This is a genomic window from Paracoccus sp. JM45, assembly GCF_003590715.1.
Classification (GTDB): Bacteria; Pseudomonadota; Alphaproteobacteria; order Rhodobacterales; family Rhodobacteraceae; genus Paracoccus.
The window spans coordinates 1-15835 of the sequence record NZ_QQVY01000030.1; the positions used below are offsets into that span (position 1 = coordinate 1).

At 62.2% G+C, this 15835-nt stretch carries 15 protein-coding genes; 4 read left to right on the forward strand and 11 right to left on the reverse strand.

The genetic code is table 11. From position 1 onward, the window contains the following. Window positions 1-182 precede the first annotated feature (182 nt). Genes DWB67_RS16715 through DWB67_RS16740 form a run of 6 tightly spaced genes read right to left on the reverse strand, consistent with a single transcriptional unit; the run spans window position 183 to window position 6555 of the window. Complete coding sequence (locus tag DWB67_RS16715; RefSeq protein WP_119808707.1) at window positions 183-1607, reverse strand: amidase; 1425 nt, start codon at window positions 1605-1607, stop codon at window positions 183-185. 39 nt (window positions 1608-1646) lie between these two features. Then, on the reverse strand, window positions 1647-2441 hold the full coding sequence (locus tag DWB67_RS16720) for an ATP-binding cassette domain-containing protein (RefSeq protein WP_119808708.1): 795 nt from the start codon (window positions 2439-2441) through the stop codon (window positions 1647-1649). Next, the gene (locus tag DWB67_RS16725) at window positions 2441-3241 is read right to left on the reverse strand and encodes an ABC transporter ATP-binding protein (protein WP_255418741.1); all 801 of its coding nucleotides are present in this window, start codon (window positions 3239-3241) and stop codon (window positions 2441-2443) included. Before DWB67_RS16725 ends, DWB67_RS16720 begins: the two co-directional genes overlap by 1 nt. Further along, a complete protein-coding gene (locus DWB67_RS16730; RefSeq protein ID WP_119808710.1) occupies window positions 3241-4059 on the reverse strand; it encodes an ABC transporter permease in 819 nt (272 codons plus the stop codon). Before DWB67_RS16730 ends, DWB67_RS16725 begins: the two co-directional genes overlap by 1 nt. Next, a complete protein-coding gene (locus DWB67_RS16735; RefSeq protein ID WP_119808711.1) occupies window positions 4056-5009 on the reverse strand; it encodes an ABC transporter permease in 954 nt (317 codons plus the stop codon). The genes DWB67_RS16730 and DWB67_RS16735 overlap by 4 nt, the downstream gene beginning before the upstream one ends. A gap of 52 nt (window positions 5010-5061) precedes the next feature. Then, on the reverse strand, window positions 5062-6555 hold the full coding sequence (locus DWB67_RS16740; protein WP_255418742.1) for an ABC transporter substrate-binding protein: 1494 nt from the start codon (window positions 6553-6555) through the stop codon (window positions 5062-5064). Between the two features lie 141 nt (window positions 6556-6696). Here DWB67_RS16740 and DWB67_RS16745 point away from each other — a divergent pair, with 141 nt between their 5' ends. Then, window positions 6697-7614, forward strand: coding sequence for a LysR family transcriptional regulator (locus DWB67_RS16745; RefSeq protein WP_119808713.1), 918 nt, complete (start codon window positions 6697-6699; stop codon window positions 7612-7614). 7 nt (window positions 7615-7621) lie between these two features. Here the strand turns inward: DWB67_RS16745 and DWB67_RS16750 are convergent, their stop codons facing one another. Continuing rightward, window positions 7622-8524 (reverse strand): helix-turn-helix domain-containing protein, encoded by a 903-nt coding sequence (locus DWB67_RS16750; RefSeq protein ID WP_119808714.1) that lies wholly within the window; start codon window positions 8522-8524, stop codon window positions 7622-7624. Window positions 8525-8706: 182 nt separating this feature from the next. Between DWB67_RS16750 and DWB67_RS16755 the strand changes: the two genes are divergently transcribed. After that, window positions 8707-9588: a recombinase family protein gene (locus DWB67_RS16755; RefSeq protein ID WP_119808715.1), complete on the forward strand. Its 882-nt coding sequence runs from the start codon at window positions 8707-8709 to the stop codon at window positions 9586-9588. A 39-nt stretch (window positions 9589-9627) separates the two neighbouring features. Here the strand turns inward: DWB67_RS16755 and repC are convergent, their stop codons facing one another. From repC to uxuA, 4 genes are all read right to left on the reverse strand, one after another. Continuing rightward, a complete protein-coding gene (repC, locus tag DWB67_RS16760) occupies window positions 9628-10821 on the reverse strand; it encodes a plasmid replication protein RepC (RefSeq protein WP_119808720.1) in 1194 nt (397 codons plus the stop codon). Window positions 10822-11012: 191 nt separating this feature from the next. Beyond that, window positions 11013-11936, reverse strand: coding sequence for a plasmid partitioning protein RepB (repB, locus tag DWB67_RS16765; protein WP_119808716.1), 924 nt, complete (start codon window positions 11934-11936; stop codon window positions 11013-11015). After that, on the reverse strand, window positions 11936-13123 hold the full coding sequence (gene repA / locus DWB67_RS16770) for a plasmid partitioning protein RepA (RefSeq protein WP_119808717.1): 1188 nt from the start codon (window positions 13121-13123) through the stop codon (window positions 11936-11938). Before repA ends, repB begins: the two co-directional genes overlap by 1 nt. A gap of 369 nt (window positions 13124-13492) precedes the next feature. Then, on the reverse strand, window positions 13493-14707 hold the full coding sequence (uxuA, locus tag DWB67_RS16775; RefSeq protein WP_119808718.1) for a mannonate dehydratase: 1215 nt from the start codon (window positions 14705-14707) through the stop codon (window positions 13493-13495). 103 nt (window positions 14708-14810) lie between these two features. Between uxuA and DWB67_RS16780 the strand changes: the two genes are divergently transcribed. Beyond that, window positions 14811-15509: a GntR family transcriptional regulator gene (locus tag DWB67_RS16780; RefSeq protein WP_119808719.1), complete on the forward strand. Its 699-nt coding sequence runs from the start codon at window positions 14811-14813 to the stop codon at window positions 15507-15509. After that, window positions 15506-15835, forward strand: a 330-nt coding sequence (locus tag DWB67_RS16785; protein WP_220475175.1) for a hypothetical protein, incomplete at its 3' end; no start/stop codon positions are given. The genes DWB67_RS16780 and DWB67_RS16785, both read left to right, overlap by 4 nt.

The window sequence follows — 15835 nt, forward strand, 5'->3', positions numbered from 1 at the left end:
CACCGCAGCGCCAATCTTCCCGCACCGTCAACGTTCCCGTCTTCGGTGAAGCGGTGTTTAGGCAAACCAATCCAAAGGCGCAAGCAGAAAAATGACAGATTCAGGAATTAATATGAACTTTTTCTGTCAAAGCGGATTTCTTAAGATCACCGCATAATTTCTGGACCGCTTTCTAACGGGGTTTACCCGAAGCGCGGCCAATCCGTGACCGGACCCCGCATGTCCTCATAGGCGCGGGCGACCGAAAACACCTTCAGATCCTGATATCGCGGCGCCACGATCTGCAGGCCGATGGGCATGCCGGATGTCGATAATCCGCAATGGATCGAACAGGCCGGCTGTTCGCCCATATTCCACGGCACCGTGAAACAGATATGTTCAAAGGGCCGCTGCGGGTCATTGGTCGGGGAGGCCCATTCCGCCGGATAGGACACATCGGGGTTCACAGGCGAGATGATGACATCGACCGACTGGAAGGCCTGCGCGGTTGTGCGGCGCATGGCAAAGGTCTGGTCGAAACCTTCCGCGACCCGCTGCGGCGATGCCTCGGCCCCTGCCCTGGCCCAGTCATAGATATAGGGCAGGATTTTGCCGCGGCTGTCGTCGTCCAGCTTTTCCATCATCCCCCAGAAGCGCGCGCGCCACGCGTAATCCAGCCCGTCCAGCATCTGGCGTGTCAGCACCGGCGCAATCGGGATGATGTCCGCGCCTTGCTGTTCGAACAATGTGGCGGCGCGGGACACGGCAGCCTGCACCTCGGGGTGGGCGGGGTTGCCGCAGCCCGCATCCAGCATCAGGCCGATCTTCATGCCGCGCAGATCTGCTGCCGGAATATCCCAGTCCAGCGCCTGATAGGGCAGCGATGTCGCATCGCGCCAGTCGGGCCGCGATATCACCTGCATCAACAATGCCGCATCATCGACGGTCGGCGTCATCGGCCCCGCGCAGCGCCCCGTATAATAGGGGTCAATCGGCACGCGCCCTTGGGTCGGCTTGAACCCGAACAGCCCCGTCCATCCCGCAGGCAAACGGACCGACCCGCCGATATCGGTGCCGATATGCAGCGGCCCGTATCCCGCACCACCCGCAGCCGCCGCCCCCGCGCTGGACCCGCCGGGGTTTTGCGTCACATCCCACGGATTGCGCGACAGGGGGTGAAACGTGGACAGCCCCGATGACAGCATGCCGTAATCGGGGCAGGTGGTCTTGGCGAACATGATCGCCCCGTCCTCGCGCAGCCGTGCGGCGGTGGGGGCATCGGCATCGGCGGCCACCGGATCGATCGCCGCCGTGCCCATCGGGACCGGATCGCCCTTGGTGGCGACCAGCTCCTTCATCGTGACCGGCATCCCGTCCAGCACGCCTTGCGGCGCACCCTTGGCATAGCGGGCCTCGGATGCGCGGGCCTCGGACAGGGCCATGTCGGGGCGGTAGAGATATAGCGCCGCCACATGCGGTTCGGATGCATCCACCCGTTCGACCAGCGCCGTCATATAGTCGACCGGCGACAGCGTCCGGTCCTGAAACGCGGTCAGGATCTGGCGGGCAGGCAGATCCAGCAGGCCGGTCTTGGCATTCGGGGCAGGTTTGGCGGCAGAAGCGGGCATGGCAATGACCTTTGGCAAAAGCAGCAGGGAACGGGAAAGCTAGCGTCGTGACCGGCGTCCGATGACATCAAGGCGCGGCTCGGCTGCCAGCAGACGTCGGGTGTAGGATTGCGCGGGATGGTCCAGCACCTGACGCGCGGGGCCGGTTTCGACCAGCCGCCCGTTCTGCATGACAGCGACCGTGTCGCAGATTTCATCGACCACACCGATATTATGGGTGATGAACAGGACCGAGATTCCGTGTTCGTCGCGCAGATCCAGAATCAGCTGCAGGATCTGTTTCTGCACCGTCAGATCCAGCGCCGAGGTTGCCTCATCCGCGACCAGCAGGCGTGGCTTGGTGATCAGGGCGCGGGCCACGGCGATGCGCTGGCGCTGGCCGCCAGAAAACTCGTGCGGGTGGCGGTCCTGATCGGCGGCGCTCAGGCCGACATCCTCCAACAGCTTGCCGACCATATCGCGGCGGGCGGCACCTTTGGGGGCGCGCGGGTCCAGATGCAGCGGTTCGGCGATGATGCGGCCCACGCGGTGGCGCGGGTCAAGCGAGCCATAGGGGTCCTGAAACACCATCTGGAAATTGCGGCGCGCCTTACGCAGATCGCGCGGCGACAGGTCGAACAGGTCCTGACGGTCCATGATGACCCTGCCCGATGTCGGCTGGTCCAGCCCCATGACAATTCGCGCCAGCGTGGATTTGCCCGAACCGGATTCCCCGACCACGCCAAGGATTTCCCCTTTGGTCAGACTGATCGACACATCATCCAGCGCCTTGACCACACCCTGTCCCAGACCGAAATGGCGCGACAGGTTCTGCACCTCTAGCAATGCGGCCATTATGCGCCCCCCAAGGATGCGCGCACACGGCGCGGCATCGCATCCAGCAATTTGCGGGTGTAATCATGGCCGGGCTGGCGCAGCACACGCTCGGTCGGTCCCTCTTCCATCATGTCGCCGCGATACATGACCAATGTGCGATCAGCGATGCGGGCAATCACACCCAGATCATGCGAGATCAGGATCAGCGAAATCCCCAGATCAGTGACCAGATCGTCAAGAATATCCAACACCTCGGCCTGAACGGTGACGTCCAGCGCGGTGGTCGGTTCATCGGCAATCAGCAGGTCGGGTTTCAACGCAAGGGCAATGGCAATGCCGACGCGCTGACGCTGGCCGCCCGACATTTCATGGGGAAAGCTGTCGATGCGTTCGGCGGCGCGGGGGATCTGCACCATTTCCAGCAGGTGCAGCGCCTCGGTGCGGGCGGCGGCGCGGCTGATGCCTTTGTGCAGGATCAGCCCTTCGGCGATTTGCGCGCCCACCCGCATGGCAGGGTTCAGCGCCGTCATCGGCTCCTGAAAGATCATGCCCATGCGGTTGCCGCGCAGCTTGCACAGATCGCGTTCGGGCATGGTCAGGATATCGCGGCCCTCGAACATGATGCTGCCGGTGGCGGTTGCGGTGGCGGGCAACAGGCCCATGGTGGCCAGCGACATCACTGATTTGCCCGAACCGGATTCCCCGACAATGCCCAATGTCTGACCCCGTTCCAGCGACAGGCTCAGGCCGTGGATCACTTGGGTCGGGGGGTGGTTGCGGCGTTGAAAGGCCACGCGCAGGTCGTTGATCTCCAGCATCATCCGTTCTGCCCCCGTCTTGGGTCGGTCAGATCGCGCAAGCCGTCGCCCAGCAGGTTCAGGCCCAGTACCGTAATGGCGATGGCCAGCCCCGGTGCCAGCACCAGATGCGGGGCGGCGTCCAGAAAGGTCTGGCTCTCTGACAGCATCCGGCCCCAGCTGGGCGTCGGGGGCGAAACCCCCATGCCCAGAAAGGACAGCCCCGCCTCGGACAGGATGCCAAGGCCGGTCTGGATCGCCAGCTGCACGATGATCTGCGCCGAGATATTGGGCAACACATGTTCCATCGTGATCCGCGCATCGCCCTTGCCCGCCATGCGCGCGGCATTGATGTAATCACGCGCCCAGATCTGGATGGCGGCAGCGCGGGTCACACGGGCAAAGACCGGCACCATAAAGATGCCGATGGCGATGATAGAGGTCAGCGCCCCCGGCCCCAGCAACGCCCCCAGCAAAATGGCCGAGAGGATTGGCGGAAAGGCGAACAGCACGCCATTGAACGACATCACCAGCCGTTCCAGCCGCCCGCCCTTGGCCGCCGCCGTCACGCCCAGCAACGTGCCGATGCCGCCGCCGATCACCGTCGCCACAACCGCAATCCCCAGCGAGGTCCACGCCCCCGCCATAATGATCGACAAGACATCGCGCCCGATCTGGTCGGTGCCAAACAGCCCCGCCGCCCCCGGCGGTTTCAGACGCGCGACGATGTTCATGCCGGTCGGGTCGGCAGGGGTCCACACGCGGCTCAGCAAGGCGGCACCCACCATAATGGCGGTGATGATCGCGCCAATGATCAGCGATTTCGGCAATCGGGTCATTTGCGCGCCCTCAGTCTGGGGTCCAGTCGGGCATAAAGCGCGTCCGTTCCGGCATTCACCGCCAACACGATCACCGCGAATAACAACACGACATTCTGCACCACGATCAGATCGCGCTGCGACAGGGCCTGATAGGCCAGCGTCCCGATACCGGGCAGGCTGAAGACGTTTTCGACCAGCACCGCCCCCGAAATCAGAAACGGAATTTGCAGCCCCAGCATCGTCACCACCGGCAACAACGAATTGGGCACGGTATGCCGCCACAATGCGCGGCGGCGCGACAGGCCCTTGGCGCGGGCGGTGCGGATGAAATCCTCGTTCGTGACCTCGATCACGGCGGCGCGGGTCACGCGGGTCAGCACCGCCGCCTGCGGAATGGCCAGCGCAATGGCCGGCAGGACCAATGACCATAGCGCCGCCCAGAACCCGTCGCCCCAGCCCGGAAAGCCGCCGACCGGAAACCATGTCAGGTTCAGCGCAAAGCCAAGGATCAGCAGCAGCCCGATCCAGAAATTCGGCACCGCGATGCCCACCTGCGAAAACAGCGATGCCAACCCGTCGCCCGCCTTGCCCGGACGCGCCGCAGCCATCACCCCCAAGGGCAGCGACACCGCCACCGCCAGCACCGTCGCCATCAGCGTCAGCGGCAGCGTGACCAACATGCGTTCCCCGATCAGCCCCGCAACAGGCACGCCATATGTATAGGATTGCCCCAGATCACCCGTGAACACCCCCGCCAGCCAGCCAAGATAGCGCACCATCAAAGGCCGGTCCAAGCCCAGCTCGGTGCGCAGCGCGGCCAGCGTATCGGCCTGCGCCGAGGTGCCCAGCATGATTTCGGCAGGGTCGCCCGGCGCTGCATCAATCAGCACAAAGATCAGCAGCGACGTAACGGCAAGCACCATCACAGCCCCCGCAAGGCCGCGCAGTCGTTTGAAAGCTTGTGTCATAAGGCCTGTCCGCAAAGGCATGGCGGCCCACACCGCCATGCAGGTGGATGGATCACTGCATCCAGTGGATATCGGTCATGTCATTGGCGGGCACAGGCCCGTTTTCCCAAACGCCCTGCAGGCCCGATTTCCAGACCCCCAGCTTGGGATAGGAATAGAGAAACAGCGCCGGCATATCCTGTGCCAGCATTTCCTGCGCCTTGCGATAGCCTGCCTCGCGTTCGGTTTCATCCGTGGCGGCGGCGATGGTGGTCATCTGCGCCTTGAAGTCGGGATTGTCGTAATTGAAGTAATAAGGATCGCGGGCATAGATCCCGATATCCAGCGGTTCGGCATGGCCGATAATGGTCATGTCGTAATTGGTGTCCTTGAAGACATCCTGAATCCACGCCGCCGGAAAATCCGAGCTTTCGATATTCGCCGTCACCCCGATCTGGGAAAAGAACGCCTGCAGGATTTCTGCCGCGCGTTGGGCGTAATCGCGGTTGGGCACTTTGAAATCAAAGGTGAACCCGTCGGCATAGCCTGCCTCGGACAGCAATTCCTTGGCCTTTTCGGGGTCATAGGGGAACAGCGCCGTCATATCTTCGTAAAACGGGCTGGCGGGGGAAAAATGCGACCCGATGGGGGTTCCGTAACCGGCGCTGACGGCCTGCACCAGACTGGGGCGGTCGATGGCCATCATCAGGGCCTGACGCACGCGCAGATCGTCGAAGGGCGGCTTGGCATTGTTCATGCCGGCGACGACCTCCATCTCTCCGGCACCGGCGACGGTGTCGAAATTATCGTTATCGACGAATTGGTCGAACAGCTCGGGGGCGCTCAAGTCGCCCATGATATCGATCTGGCCCGATTGCAGGGCGGCGGCCTGTCCTTGCGGGTCTGCGATAAAGCGGGCCGTTACGGTCCGGACCGCAGGCGCATCGCCCCAATATCCGTCCCATGCCGACATGATCACCCGGTCGCCCTTGCGCCATTCATCGACCTTGAAGGGGCCGGTGCCGACAGGTTGCGTGCCGTTGTCCTGCGCCGAGGAAGGTTCGACCATCACCGCCGCCGGATAACCCAGCCAGTACAGCAGATCGGCGTTGCGGTCCGACAGCGTCAGAACCAGCGTGCCCGGATCAGGGGCCGCGACGGATGTAATGGCGGTGTAATTGGCCTTCTGGCCGTTGGTGGATTCATCGGCGATGATGCGGTCGATGGTGAATTTCGCGGTGCTGCTGTCGAATGCCACATCGTTCTGGAAGGTGACGCCTTCGCGCAGGGTAAAGGTATAGGTCAGCCCGTCATCGGAAATGGTCCATGCGGTGGCCAGCTGCGGCACGATCTGGCCGTCGCGGTCGATGGTGACCAACCCCTCGAACACGTTCTGCCATGTGACCTGCCCTGCGGCGACAGGCGATGACACGGTCGGATCAAGCCCTTGGGGTTCGACCGCCTGACCGAAGGTCACGGCATCGGTGCCTTGGGCAAAAGCAGGACCCGCACCGGACAGAAGAACGGCAAGGCAGACGCTTTTCAGCAAATCGGAATGTTTGGTCATCATGGTATCCCTGTTGAAGGATCTGGGGTGTCGGATCTGACCGCCCGACTGTGACCCAAGCTAATCACGGAGGCAAAGTGTAATGTAAGTAGATATTTTGAGGTCAGAGTGCTACGCAAACCATAGCACCAAGGATATGTGATGAAGCTGGAAGCCATTGATGTTTTCAACGAATTGATCCGTGCCGGATCGATCCGGCAGGCGGCTGAAAGCCTCAATATCTCGCCCACCGCTGTGGTGCGTCAGCTGGACAAGCTGGAACACAGCTTTGGCAGCGCATTGGTCGAACGCAATCCGCGTGGTATCCGCCTGACCGCCGCAGGCGAGGTGCTGGCCGCCAGCACCTATAAGGTGGCGCGCGAACTGAAGAACGCGCGGCAGCTGATTGATGATTTCAAAGGGCTGCGGCGCGGGCGGGTGTCCATCCATACCAATGGCGCAGCGGCCAGCGCCATTCTGGCCCCCGCCCTGTCGGAATTCGCCCGCGCCTATCCCGCCATCACCATCGAGGTGGAATTCGGCTCTGCCCAAGGCGCGCTGGATGCGGTGGCCAATGGTGTGTCGCAATTCGCGCTGACGATGTTCGCCCCCCGCGATACCCGCGTCGAGGTGTTGTTCCGCGCCCCTGTGCGCCATGAACCCGTCATGTCGCCCGACCATCCGCTGGCCCGCCATGAGGACATTGCCATGGATGATCTGATCGCGCATCCGCTGGCCTTGCCCAACCGGACCTTCGGGGTGCGGCGGGCTTTCGATGCACGCCTGCATGCGCTTGGGCTGGATCTGGATGAAAGCGCCTTTACGACCCATTCGCTGGAAATGCAGGTCGAACTGGCCGCCCGTGGCAGCGCGGTGCTGATCCTGCCGCGCATGTCTGTCAGTGCGATGATTGGCACGGGCCGTCTTGTCGCCCGCCCCTTCCGCGCGCAGGACCGCATCGAATCCATGCTGGAATTAAGCCATGCCGTCGCCCAGCCCCAAAGCATGGCATCACGCAAGCTGCGCGACTTTCTTGGCGATTTCCTGAAACGGCAATTGCTGGACGGTCCCGACAACTAGGGCAGCATCAGAGGGTCGCGCACCAACAGCGGAAACGGCCCTGCCCCGTCATTTCACGCACCAGCCCGCGATCCTGCATCAGGTCCAGATTGCGCTGCACCGCGCTGCGGCTGGCCCCCGTCAGGCTTTCCCCCATCGGGGCCGACACCAGCGGCCAATCCGCCACCACCTGTCGCAACAGGGTCGGCGTGCGGCCCGACAGACCGGCCATGGCCTGTGCCGCACGATCCTGCCAGTCGCGGATCCGGTCCAGAAAGGCGATGGCCGCCATCGCGCCGCTGTCGATGGCATCGATCCATGCCGCCAGCCGCAATGCCACATCGCCCCCCGACCACAGCGCATTGGCCCGCGCACCGGCCAAGGGCGCAAAAACCGCCCCCCGCGCCGGACCGACGGCGATGCGGGCGGCGGTGACAGCAGCCTCTAGCCGGTTGTCATTCTGGCCCAATCCCGCAAGATTCCACAGGTGATAGCCCATGCAGGATGCCACAATCGGGTGCAGGCTTTGATCGACCGCATCCTGCCAGCCGGACAACCGCGCAGCCAAACCGTCTGCATCCTCTTCTGCGGTGACATGGCGGCCCAGAAATGCTGCCAGCCCCGCATCCGGCCCGATGCCACCCGACAAACGCCGCACGGCCCATCCACCGCGTTCCAGCGCCCGACCGTCCGCGCCGATGGTTCTGACCCGCATCGCGACCCAGAGCGCCAGCTTGTCCAATGAGACCCGATCGCCCAGATACCAGCACATGCGGTCCGCCTCGGCCAGGGCCAGATGCTGACGCGCGCCTTGCCCCGCATGACGCAGCCTTTCGTCCAGCGCCCCCAGACGTCCCGCAGCACAAGCCAGTGTCGCCGCCTGATCACCTTGGGCGCGCCGCCAGATTGCGGCATCGGAAAGATCATCCATATCAATACATCCGCCTCTCTAGCGGCAGAATATAACAGCATTACGCATCACCGCGCAGATTCTCCGGGTGTTTTACCGCAGGGGGCCGGAAAACAGGCAATCCGGTTCCGGTTCGCCGGAAAATTCGGTTGCGGGTGCTTTCAAATGACCGTTTGATTGCGACTTACAAGATTGGAAGCCTTATGCCCCTGATCGGTTATGCCCGCGTTTCGACCCAGGATCAGAGTTTGCAGCCGCAAATCACCGCATTGCAAGTGGCAGGATGCGATGTGATCCATCAGGAACATGCCTCAGGGGGGGATCGCGACCGTCCGGCGCTGGCCCGCGCCTTGGCACAGATCAGCCGTGGCGACACATTGGTCGTTCCGCGCATCGACCGGCTGGCGCGGTCGCTGTCACATCTGTTGCAACTGATCGAGCAGTTAGAGAAGAAAGGCGCGTTCTTCCGGTCGCTGCATGATCCCATCGACACGGCCAGCCCGCAGGGGAAATTCACGCTGCAGGTGCTGGGGGCTGCGGCGGAATTCGAACGCGCCCTGATCCGCGAACGCACCCGCGCCGGTCTGGACAGTGCGCGCAGTCAGGGTCGCATCGGCGGCAATCCCGGTCTGAAATCCAAAGACCCCGCAGCCCTACGCAAGATCCGGCTGGCCCGGCATGATGCCTATATGCAGCGGCTGGAAGGATCGGCCACCGATTGGGTCCCACAGGTCCGCCGCCTGCGTCCCCGCATGCCATGGGAGGATGTGGTCCGCATTATCAACGCGCCCTTGCCCCCTGATCGCCATTGGTCACAGGCGCGGCTTTTGCGGGCGGTGCGGGCCTATATCCGCGACGGCTTTTTACCGGAAACGGTGATCCAGCGTGCCCCGCGGGCGCAAACCGATGACCGGCTGGTGGCCATTGTCGCCGCGATCAAAGGCGCCGATCCCGATATCACCCTGCATGCCATCTGCGCGCGGCTTGAGGCGATGCGGGAACGCACGCCGCGGGGGCGAAACACATGGCATCCTTCCTCTGTCGCGATGCTGCTGGGGCGGGCACAGAAATCGGGTATGCTGTGACAGGGGTTTTCCATTGACAGCTGTCAACCAAAGGGCCCGTCAAAGCGGTTTAGTGTTATCAGCGCGGATCAGGGCCATGATCATCGGCGCGGGGGTAAATCCTGCATTGGCTGCCTTCATTGTTAGGTTTCGCAGATAACCCCCCGGTTTCATGATGCTGTCACTGCGCTGCAGGATGCAGGCAAGGGTGATGGCCGCCACATCCGGCCCCATGGCCTGACAGGCATCCCGCCAACCATCGGCACTAATGCCCAGCATCGGACGAACGAATTCCGCCGTTGCGACCAGATCCCGCCAATCGTGGATATCATCCAGTGCATAGGTTGCGATATCTGGGGCAGCTTTCAACACCAAGGAGAGGGGAAGCGAGCTGCCGGCAAAATCTTCTTCTTTTTTCCGAAGGGTCTTTTCAGATTCCAAGCAATCTGTTTTTGAATTCTGATAGTGCCGCCCATTCTGACGGGTATTGCCGCCCATTTCTTCTGTTTCACAGGTATTTTCATAGGATTTTTCGAGGGGTTGATACGACTGCGTCCGCCCTTCGATCCGCGCTGTCAGCGCCATGATTTCGGCCTGCATCTGCTGCAGATCATTGCTGTCCATCTTGCGTCGTATCCGGCGCTGCAGATCCGCACAGGCCTGATGATAGGCGGCCCAATCGCCGGCAACCGCCTCGGAGGCCCAGAGGATCAGCTTGGTCATATTGCGCAGGCTGATAAACACCGCTTCGCGCAGGCAGCGCAGGGCGTGGCTGGCGGCGCGGGCAGTCTCGGCGCGGGCGGCAATGTCGGGCGACATGACCAGCAGCGGGCGCAGATCGAAACCGAAAGCGCGGTCGATTTCGCCTGCAGGATTGCGGCGGGCATAGCGTTTGCCATTGGCGCTGTCGCGACGCAGGATCAGACCTGCATCGACCAAGGCGGCCAGATGACGGCGCAAGGTGCTTTCGGCCATGCCATGCGCGCGGTCGGACAAAGAGGCATTGGACGGAAAGACGATCAGCCCGTTGTCGTCGTTCAGCCTAGTGCCAGGATGGAAGGACAGCAGCGCCGCCAGAACGGCCAGATCACGGTCACTGACACTGAATGCGGTGCGGGCGGCCGTCAGGTCACGCAGCAAGGCCCATTTGTCGGGAATGCAGGACGGGGCGGGGGCTTCGGCCAAAGCCTGGGCGGCAAGCAGACCGGTCGTGACCGGACGCTGGCCGAATGGCGTCGTGGAAATATGTCTCATATCGATGTTCACAGGGTACAAACCTCTGATCGCCCGACAGGACAGTGTTGACACCTGTCAACAAAAGCCGCTAGAAAAGAGTTGCGAGTTCTTTTTTTCTTGGCGGCTCTCTGGGGTGTCTTTTTTGTCCTGGAGAGCTTCTTCTTTTTGTACGTCCTTTGTGCCTTTCTTTTCTGGTGTGTAAGGGGGCCTTACCGCGTCCGGCTTTCATCCTGCCAGTCACGGTGAAGCTGCGTCATGCGATCCAGCAGCCAGTCGCCAAAGCCATGGCTTTCCGCTGACAGTTCGATCACAGTTTTTCCTTGTTTTTTCCGTGCCTTACCCAAAGGATTCCCTTCGGATCCGGTCAATTCGCGCACGGTTCCTGCAGATGCACCAGGCGTCGCCACCGAGGCCATGACAGCCAGAAACCGCATGTCCGAGGTCGGACCTTTTGCTGCGGCAATCAGGCTTTCCAGATCGCGCTGGCCGATCTTGCGGGCAAGGGTCATCCAGCGGTCGCGGCCCGCCTGCGGGGCGGCACCGATTGATTCGATCAACACACGCGGCAGGGCGTCGGTAATCGTCAGCATCCGCGAAATCACTGTTTTATCGATCGACAGCGCATCGCAGATGACTTTGCGGTCGTAACCGGCATCGGCCATCTGCGCGGCGAAATTGGCTTTCTCGATAAAGCTCAGATCCTTGCGGGCGCTGTTTTCCTGTCCCTGTGCCACCACAAGATCGCGGTCGTTCAGATCGCGGACCATGGCTTTGACAGGTCGCCCCAGCTGCCCAAGCGCCTGCACACGGCGACGCCCGAAGACCACGTCATAGCGGCCTTCGGTGGTCGTGCTGTGGCGCAACAGAACCGGAACCTGCTGGCCGTATTCCGCGATGGAATCGCGCAAGGAAACGATGCTGTCGGGATCGGTGTCCAGACGGTCGCGGAACCCGGCCATGTCGATCAGCTCGGGGGCGACCTCGATCAGGGCGCGGGCTTTCAGATCGGCGATGGACTGGCTGACCGCCCCGATCGCGCCACGTTGCGGGCGCGGGGTGACCGGCGCGGGCGTCCCGCCTGCGGGGGCGTCTGGCGTCTCCATCAGTCCCTTCAGCAGATCCTTGCGTGACATCACCGTTTCCCCTCACGACCCCAGGCCCGCTGGATCAGGCCCTCGATTTCCCCATTGACAGAATTCAGGCTTTCGATGGCGCGCTCATAGGTGGTGCGGCTGAATTGTGCCTTATCCACCTCATAGAGGGTCTGCTTGGTGATGCCCGCGTCCGAAATCGCGGTGGATTTCAGCACCGGATGGTTCAGCACATGATCGCCGAACAGCGACCGCATAAAGCTGACCATCTGGTTTTGCGGCCCGTCACCGGGTTCATAGCGCGTCACCACATAGCGCAACCAGTCATAGTTCATGTCGCCCCCCGCATCGGCCACAACCCCCAACAGATTAGAAGTCATCAGCAGGAACTGGCACATCGACATCACGTCCAGCATCTGCGGATGCACCGTCACAAGGATCGCGGTGGCGGCCGACAGGGCGGACATGGTCAGAAATCCCAGCTGCGGCGGGCAGTCGATCACGACCACATCGTAATCATCCCGGACCTCGCCCAGCTTTTCGCCAATTCGGGTAAAGAAAAGATTACCGGCGCGTTCGGCAAGCGCGCGCGGGGTGTCATGTTCGAATTCCATCAGATCCAGATTGCCCGGGATCAGGTCCAGATTTCCGAAATAGGTTTTCTGGATGACATCCGCCAAAGGCACCGGATCATCATAGCGGATCGCGTCATAAAGGGTGCCACCATCCAGCAGGTCGAATTCGGGCTGGAAGCCGTGCAGGGCCGACAGGCTGGCCTGCGGGTCCAGATCGATGGCCAGCACACGGTATCCGTCCAGCGCCAGCTTTTGGGACAGATGCGCGGCGGTGGTGGTCTTGCCCGATCCGCCCTTGAAGTTGATGACCGCGATCACCTGCAGATGGTCGTCACCGCGGCGTCCGGGCAGATAGGTGCCCACGGATTTTGCGCCTTTTTCAAGCATCTGCCGCAATTCGATGATTTCCGAAGGGCTGTAATACCGCCGCCCGCCGGTGCGGATTTCCGGCGATGGTCCGCGCCCTTCCAGATGCAGCTTGCGCAGATAGGCATCGGCCACGCCCAACAGCTTGGCCACCTCGCCCGAAGTGAACTTGCGCAGACCTTTGCGGGCATCGGGGGGAAACAGTTGCGCACGATGGGCCTGCAAGCGCTCGGAGAGGCGCGCAGCATGGTCCCCGACCAGACGGTCGATGCGTTCCTGTTTCTTCATACTGTCCCCGTCCGGCCTGACTTAAGTTACGCTTAAGCGCAAATTGTTCTTCGCATCGCGTAATTAAACCAAGTCCAGCAATTCCCGCAACCGTTTTCCGTCACTGTTGTGACAGGTTTTTGCGGCTTGGCGGTTTTCGGTAAAACGGTGAAATCAGCCCGTAATTCGAGGAAATCGGGGCATATAGGGGGTGATATCATGCATTTCATGCCGATTTGCAGGAAACCCGAAAATGCTTTCAGGCCCGCAGATCGGTGATCCCGACACGGATCCGGCAGTCTGATGCGGCCCTATCCGCTGCCCGATGACGAATCAGAATGCCGTGACCGGTCCTGCCGCAACGGGCAGGACCTTTGTGCAGAAAGGACCTTAGGCCAGCCCCTCGACCGGATGATCAAGCGCGGTCATGATGCCGCGCAATTCGGCCAGCCCCTTCAGACGCCCGATCGAGGGATATCCGGGCTGCGCGCTGCGGGACAGATCGTCAAGGATGTCCTGACCGTGGTCGGGCCGGAACGGGATCGACACATCGCTGCGCCCTGCGGCCTGACGGCGGCGTTCCTCGCGCAGGACAGCGGCGATCAAGGCGACCATATCAGTGCCGCCCCCCAGATGCTCGGCCTCGTGGAAGCTACCCATGATGTCGCGGCTTTCGCGCATGACATTGCGCAGATGCAGGAAATGCACGCGGTCGCCAAGGCGGTCCATCATGCCGGGCAAATCATTGTCGGGACGCGCGCCAAGTGATCCGGAACACAAGGTGATACCATTGGCCGGCAGATCCACGGCATGCATGATCGCGGTGTAATCCTGTTCCGTCGACATGATGCGGGGCAGACCCAGCAGCGCGAAGGGGGGATCATCGGGGTGGCAGCACAGCCGCATGCCCAGTTCCTGCGCCAGGGGGGACACCTCGGCCAGAAAATCGACCAGATGCTGGCGCAATTGCGCGGCGGGCAGGCGGTCATATTCGGCGATATGGCTGCGCACATCCTCGAGGGTAAAGCTTTCGGCAGCCCCCGGCAGACCAAAGACGATGTTCTTCAGCAGCTGCGATTTGCGGTCATCGGTCATGGCCTTGAAGCGGGCGGTGGCATCGGCCACGACGCTTTCGGGGAAATCCTCGGTGGCATTCGGGCGGGCAAGAATGTGCAGGTCGAAGGCGGCGAAATCCTCCAGATCAAAGCGCATGCAGGTGCCGCCTGTCGGCAGGCGCCACGCCAGATCGGTGCGCGTCCAGTCCAGAACCGGCATGAAGTTATAGCAGATCACGCGGATGCCTGCCGCATGCAGATGCCGCATCGAGGTTTTCCAGTTCTCGATATCGGCGCGCCATTCGCCCTGCTGCTTCTTGATGTTTTCCGAAACCGGCAGGCTTTCGACCACCTCCCATGCAAGACCCGAAGGGCTGCCGTCGCGCATCCGGCCGATCAGCTGCTGATGGCGGGCAATTTCCTCGGGGGACCAGACCGCACCTGTGGGAATATGGTGCAAGGCCGAGACGACACCCTCGACGCCCGCCTGACGCATATCGTCAACCGAACATTGGTCCTTGGGCCCGAACCACCGCCATGTCTGCCGCATGAAACACTCCTCGCTCTTATCACTTGCAGGGTTTTAGCATCTGATATTCGAGTTGACTAGTATGGAAGTATGGCGCTAATTCTTCCCCAGCAGGAGGATGTGCATGTTAGAAGGCGTCGAACAGAATGCCGCCGTCGGGCCACAGGTCTATCGGCTTCTGCGCGACCGGATCATCCGCGGGGATATCGCCCCCGGCGCCCGCCTGTCCGAGGCTGAGCTGGCCTGCGCCTATGGCACATCACGCCAGCCCGTGCGCGAAGCCTTCATCAAGCTTTCAGAAGAGGCATTGGTCGAGGTCCGCCCCCAACGCGGCACATTCGCCAGCCTGATTTCAGTGCCCGCCGTGCAGACCGCGCGCTTTATCCGCGAAGCGGTCGAGGCCGATATCGTCCGCATGGTCGCCGAACGCGCCGATAAAGCCGCCATCGCGCGGCTGGATGCCTGTATCGCCGACCAGCACAGGCTGTCGGCCCACAGCAGCGGCGATGATTTCATGCGCGTGGACGAGGATTTCCACCGCTGCCTTGCCGAAAGCATCGGTCAGACGGCTGTGGCCGACCATCTTGAAGGGCTGAAAACCCAGATGAACCGCGTGCGCCATATCAGCGCCCGCAAGTTTTCCCGCGCGGGTCTGATCGCCCAGCATGAAGATGTGGTGGCCGCCATCCGCGCCCGTGATCCCGATCGGGCCGAAGCCGCGATGCGCCTGCATCTGCGCGGGATCGTCGCCGACCTGCCCGAAATCGTGGCCGAGCTGCCGCATTGCTTTACCGGCGCATCAGCCCTGGAGACGCTCTTATGACAACAAACGCCGCCACCAGAACCGCCACCGAATGGGTCGAATGGTTCTGGAACACCCGCATGCCCGACTGGCTGGACCGCGTGCAAGATACCGGAAACGGTGGCGTCCATGACGTTCTGGATATCAACGGCCTGCCACTGCCGGATGGCGAAAAAACCGTTCTGTCCCAAGCACGTATGCTGTTTTCCTTTTCACATCTGGCCCTGCTGTCGGGGGACCCTATCTTGATACGGGCGGCCGGTCGTCAGGCGGATATCCTGCTGAAGTTCTGCAAGTCTTCCGGTCTTTACCGGCGCGCGATTGGTGTTGACGGCGCGCCCACTGGC

Bases quoted from the DNA above. Each gene is read 5' to 3' on its own strand.
- DWB67_RS16715 (WP_119808707.1), bottom strand. From the start codon at position 1,607: ATGCCCGCTTCTGCCGCCAAACCTGCCCCGAATGCCAAGACCGGCCTG.
- DWB67_RS16720 (WP_119808708.1), bottom strand. From the start codon at position 2,441: ATGGCCGCATTGCTAGAGGTGCAGAACCTGTCGCGCCATTTCGGTCTG.
- DWB67_RS16725 (WP_255418741.1), bottom strand. From the start codon at position 3,241: ATGCTGGAGATCAACGACCTGCGCGTGGCCTTTCAACGCCGCAACCAC.
- DWB67_RS16730 (WP_119808710.1), bottom strand. From the start codon at position 4,059: ATGACCCGATTGCCGAAATCGCTGATCATTGGCGCGATCATCACCGCC.
- DWB67_RS16735 (WP_119808711.1), bottom strand. From the start codon at position 5,009: ATGACACAAGCTTTCAAACGACTGCGCGGCCTTGCGGGGGCTGTGATG.
- DWB67_RS16740 (WP_255418742.1), bottom strand. From the start codon at position 6,555: ATGACCAAACATTCCGATTTGCTGAAAAGCGTCTGCCTTGCCGTTCTT.
- DWB67_RS16745 (WP_119808713.1), top strand. From the start codon at position 6,697: ATGAAGCTGGAAGCCATTGATGTTTTCAACGAATTGATCCGTGCCGGA.
- DWB67_RS16750 (WP_119808714.1), bottom strand. From the start codon at position 8,524: ATGGATGATCTTTCCGATGCCGCAATCTGGCGGCGCGCCCAAGGTGAT.
- DWB67_RS16755 (WP_119808715.1), top strand. From the start codon at position 8,707: ATGCCCCTGATCGGTTATGCCCGCGTTTCGACCCAGGATCAGAGTTTG.
- repC (WP_119808720.1), bottom strand. From the start codon at position 10,821: ATGAGACATATTTCCACGACGCCATTCGGCCAGCGTCCGGTCACGACC.
- repB (WP_119808716.1), bottom strand. From the start codon at position 11,936: ATGTCACGCAAGGATCTGCTGAAGGGACTGATGGAGACGCCAGACGCC.
- repA (WP_119808717.1), bottom strand. From the start codon at position 13,123: ATGAAGAAACAGGAACGCATCGACCGTCTGGTCGGGGACCATGCTGCG.
- uxuA (WP_119808718.1), bottom strand. From the start codon at position 14,707: ATGCGGCAGACATGGCGGTGGTTCGGGCCCAAGGACCAATGTTCGGTT.
- DWB67_RS16780 (WP_119808719.1), top strand. From the start codon at position 14,811: ATGTTAGAAGGCGTCGAACAGAATGCCGCCGTCGGGCCACAGGTCTAT.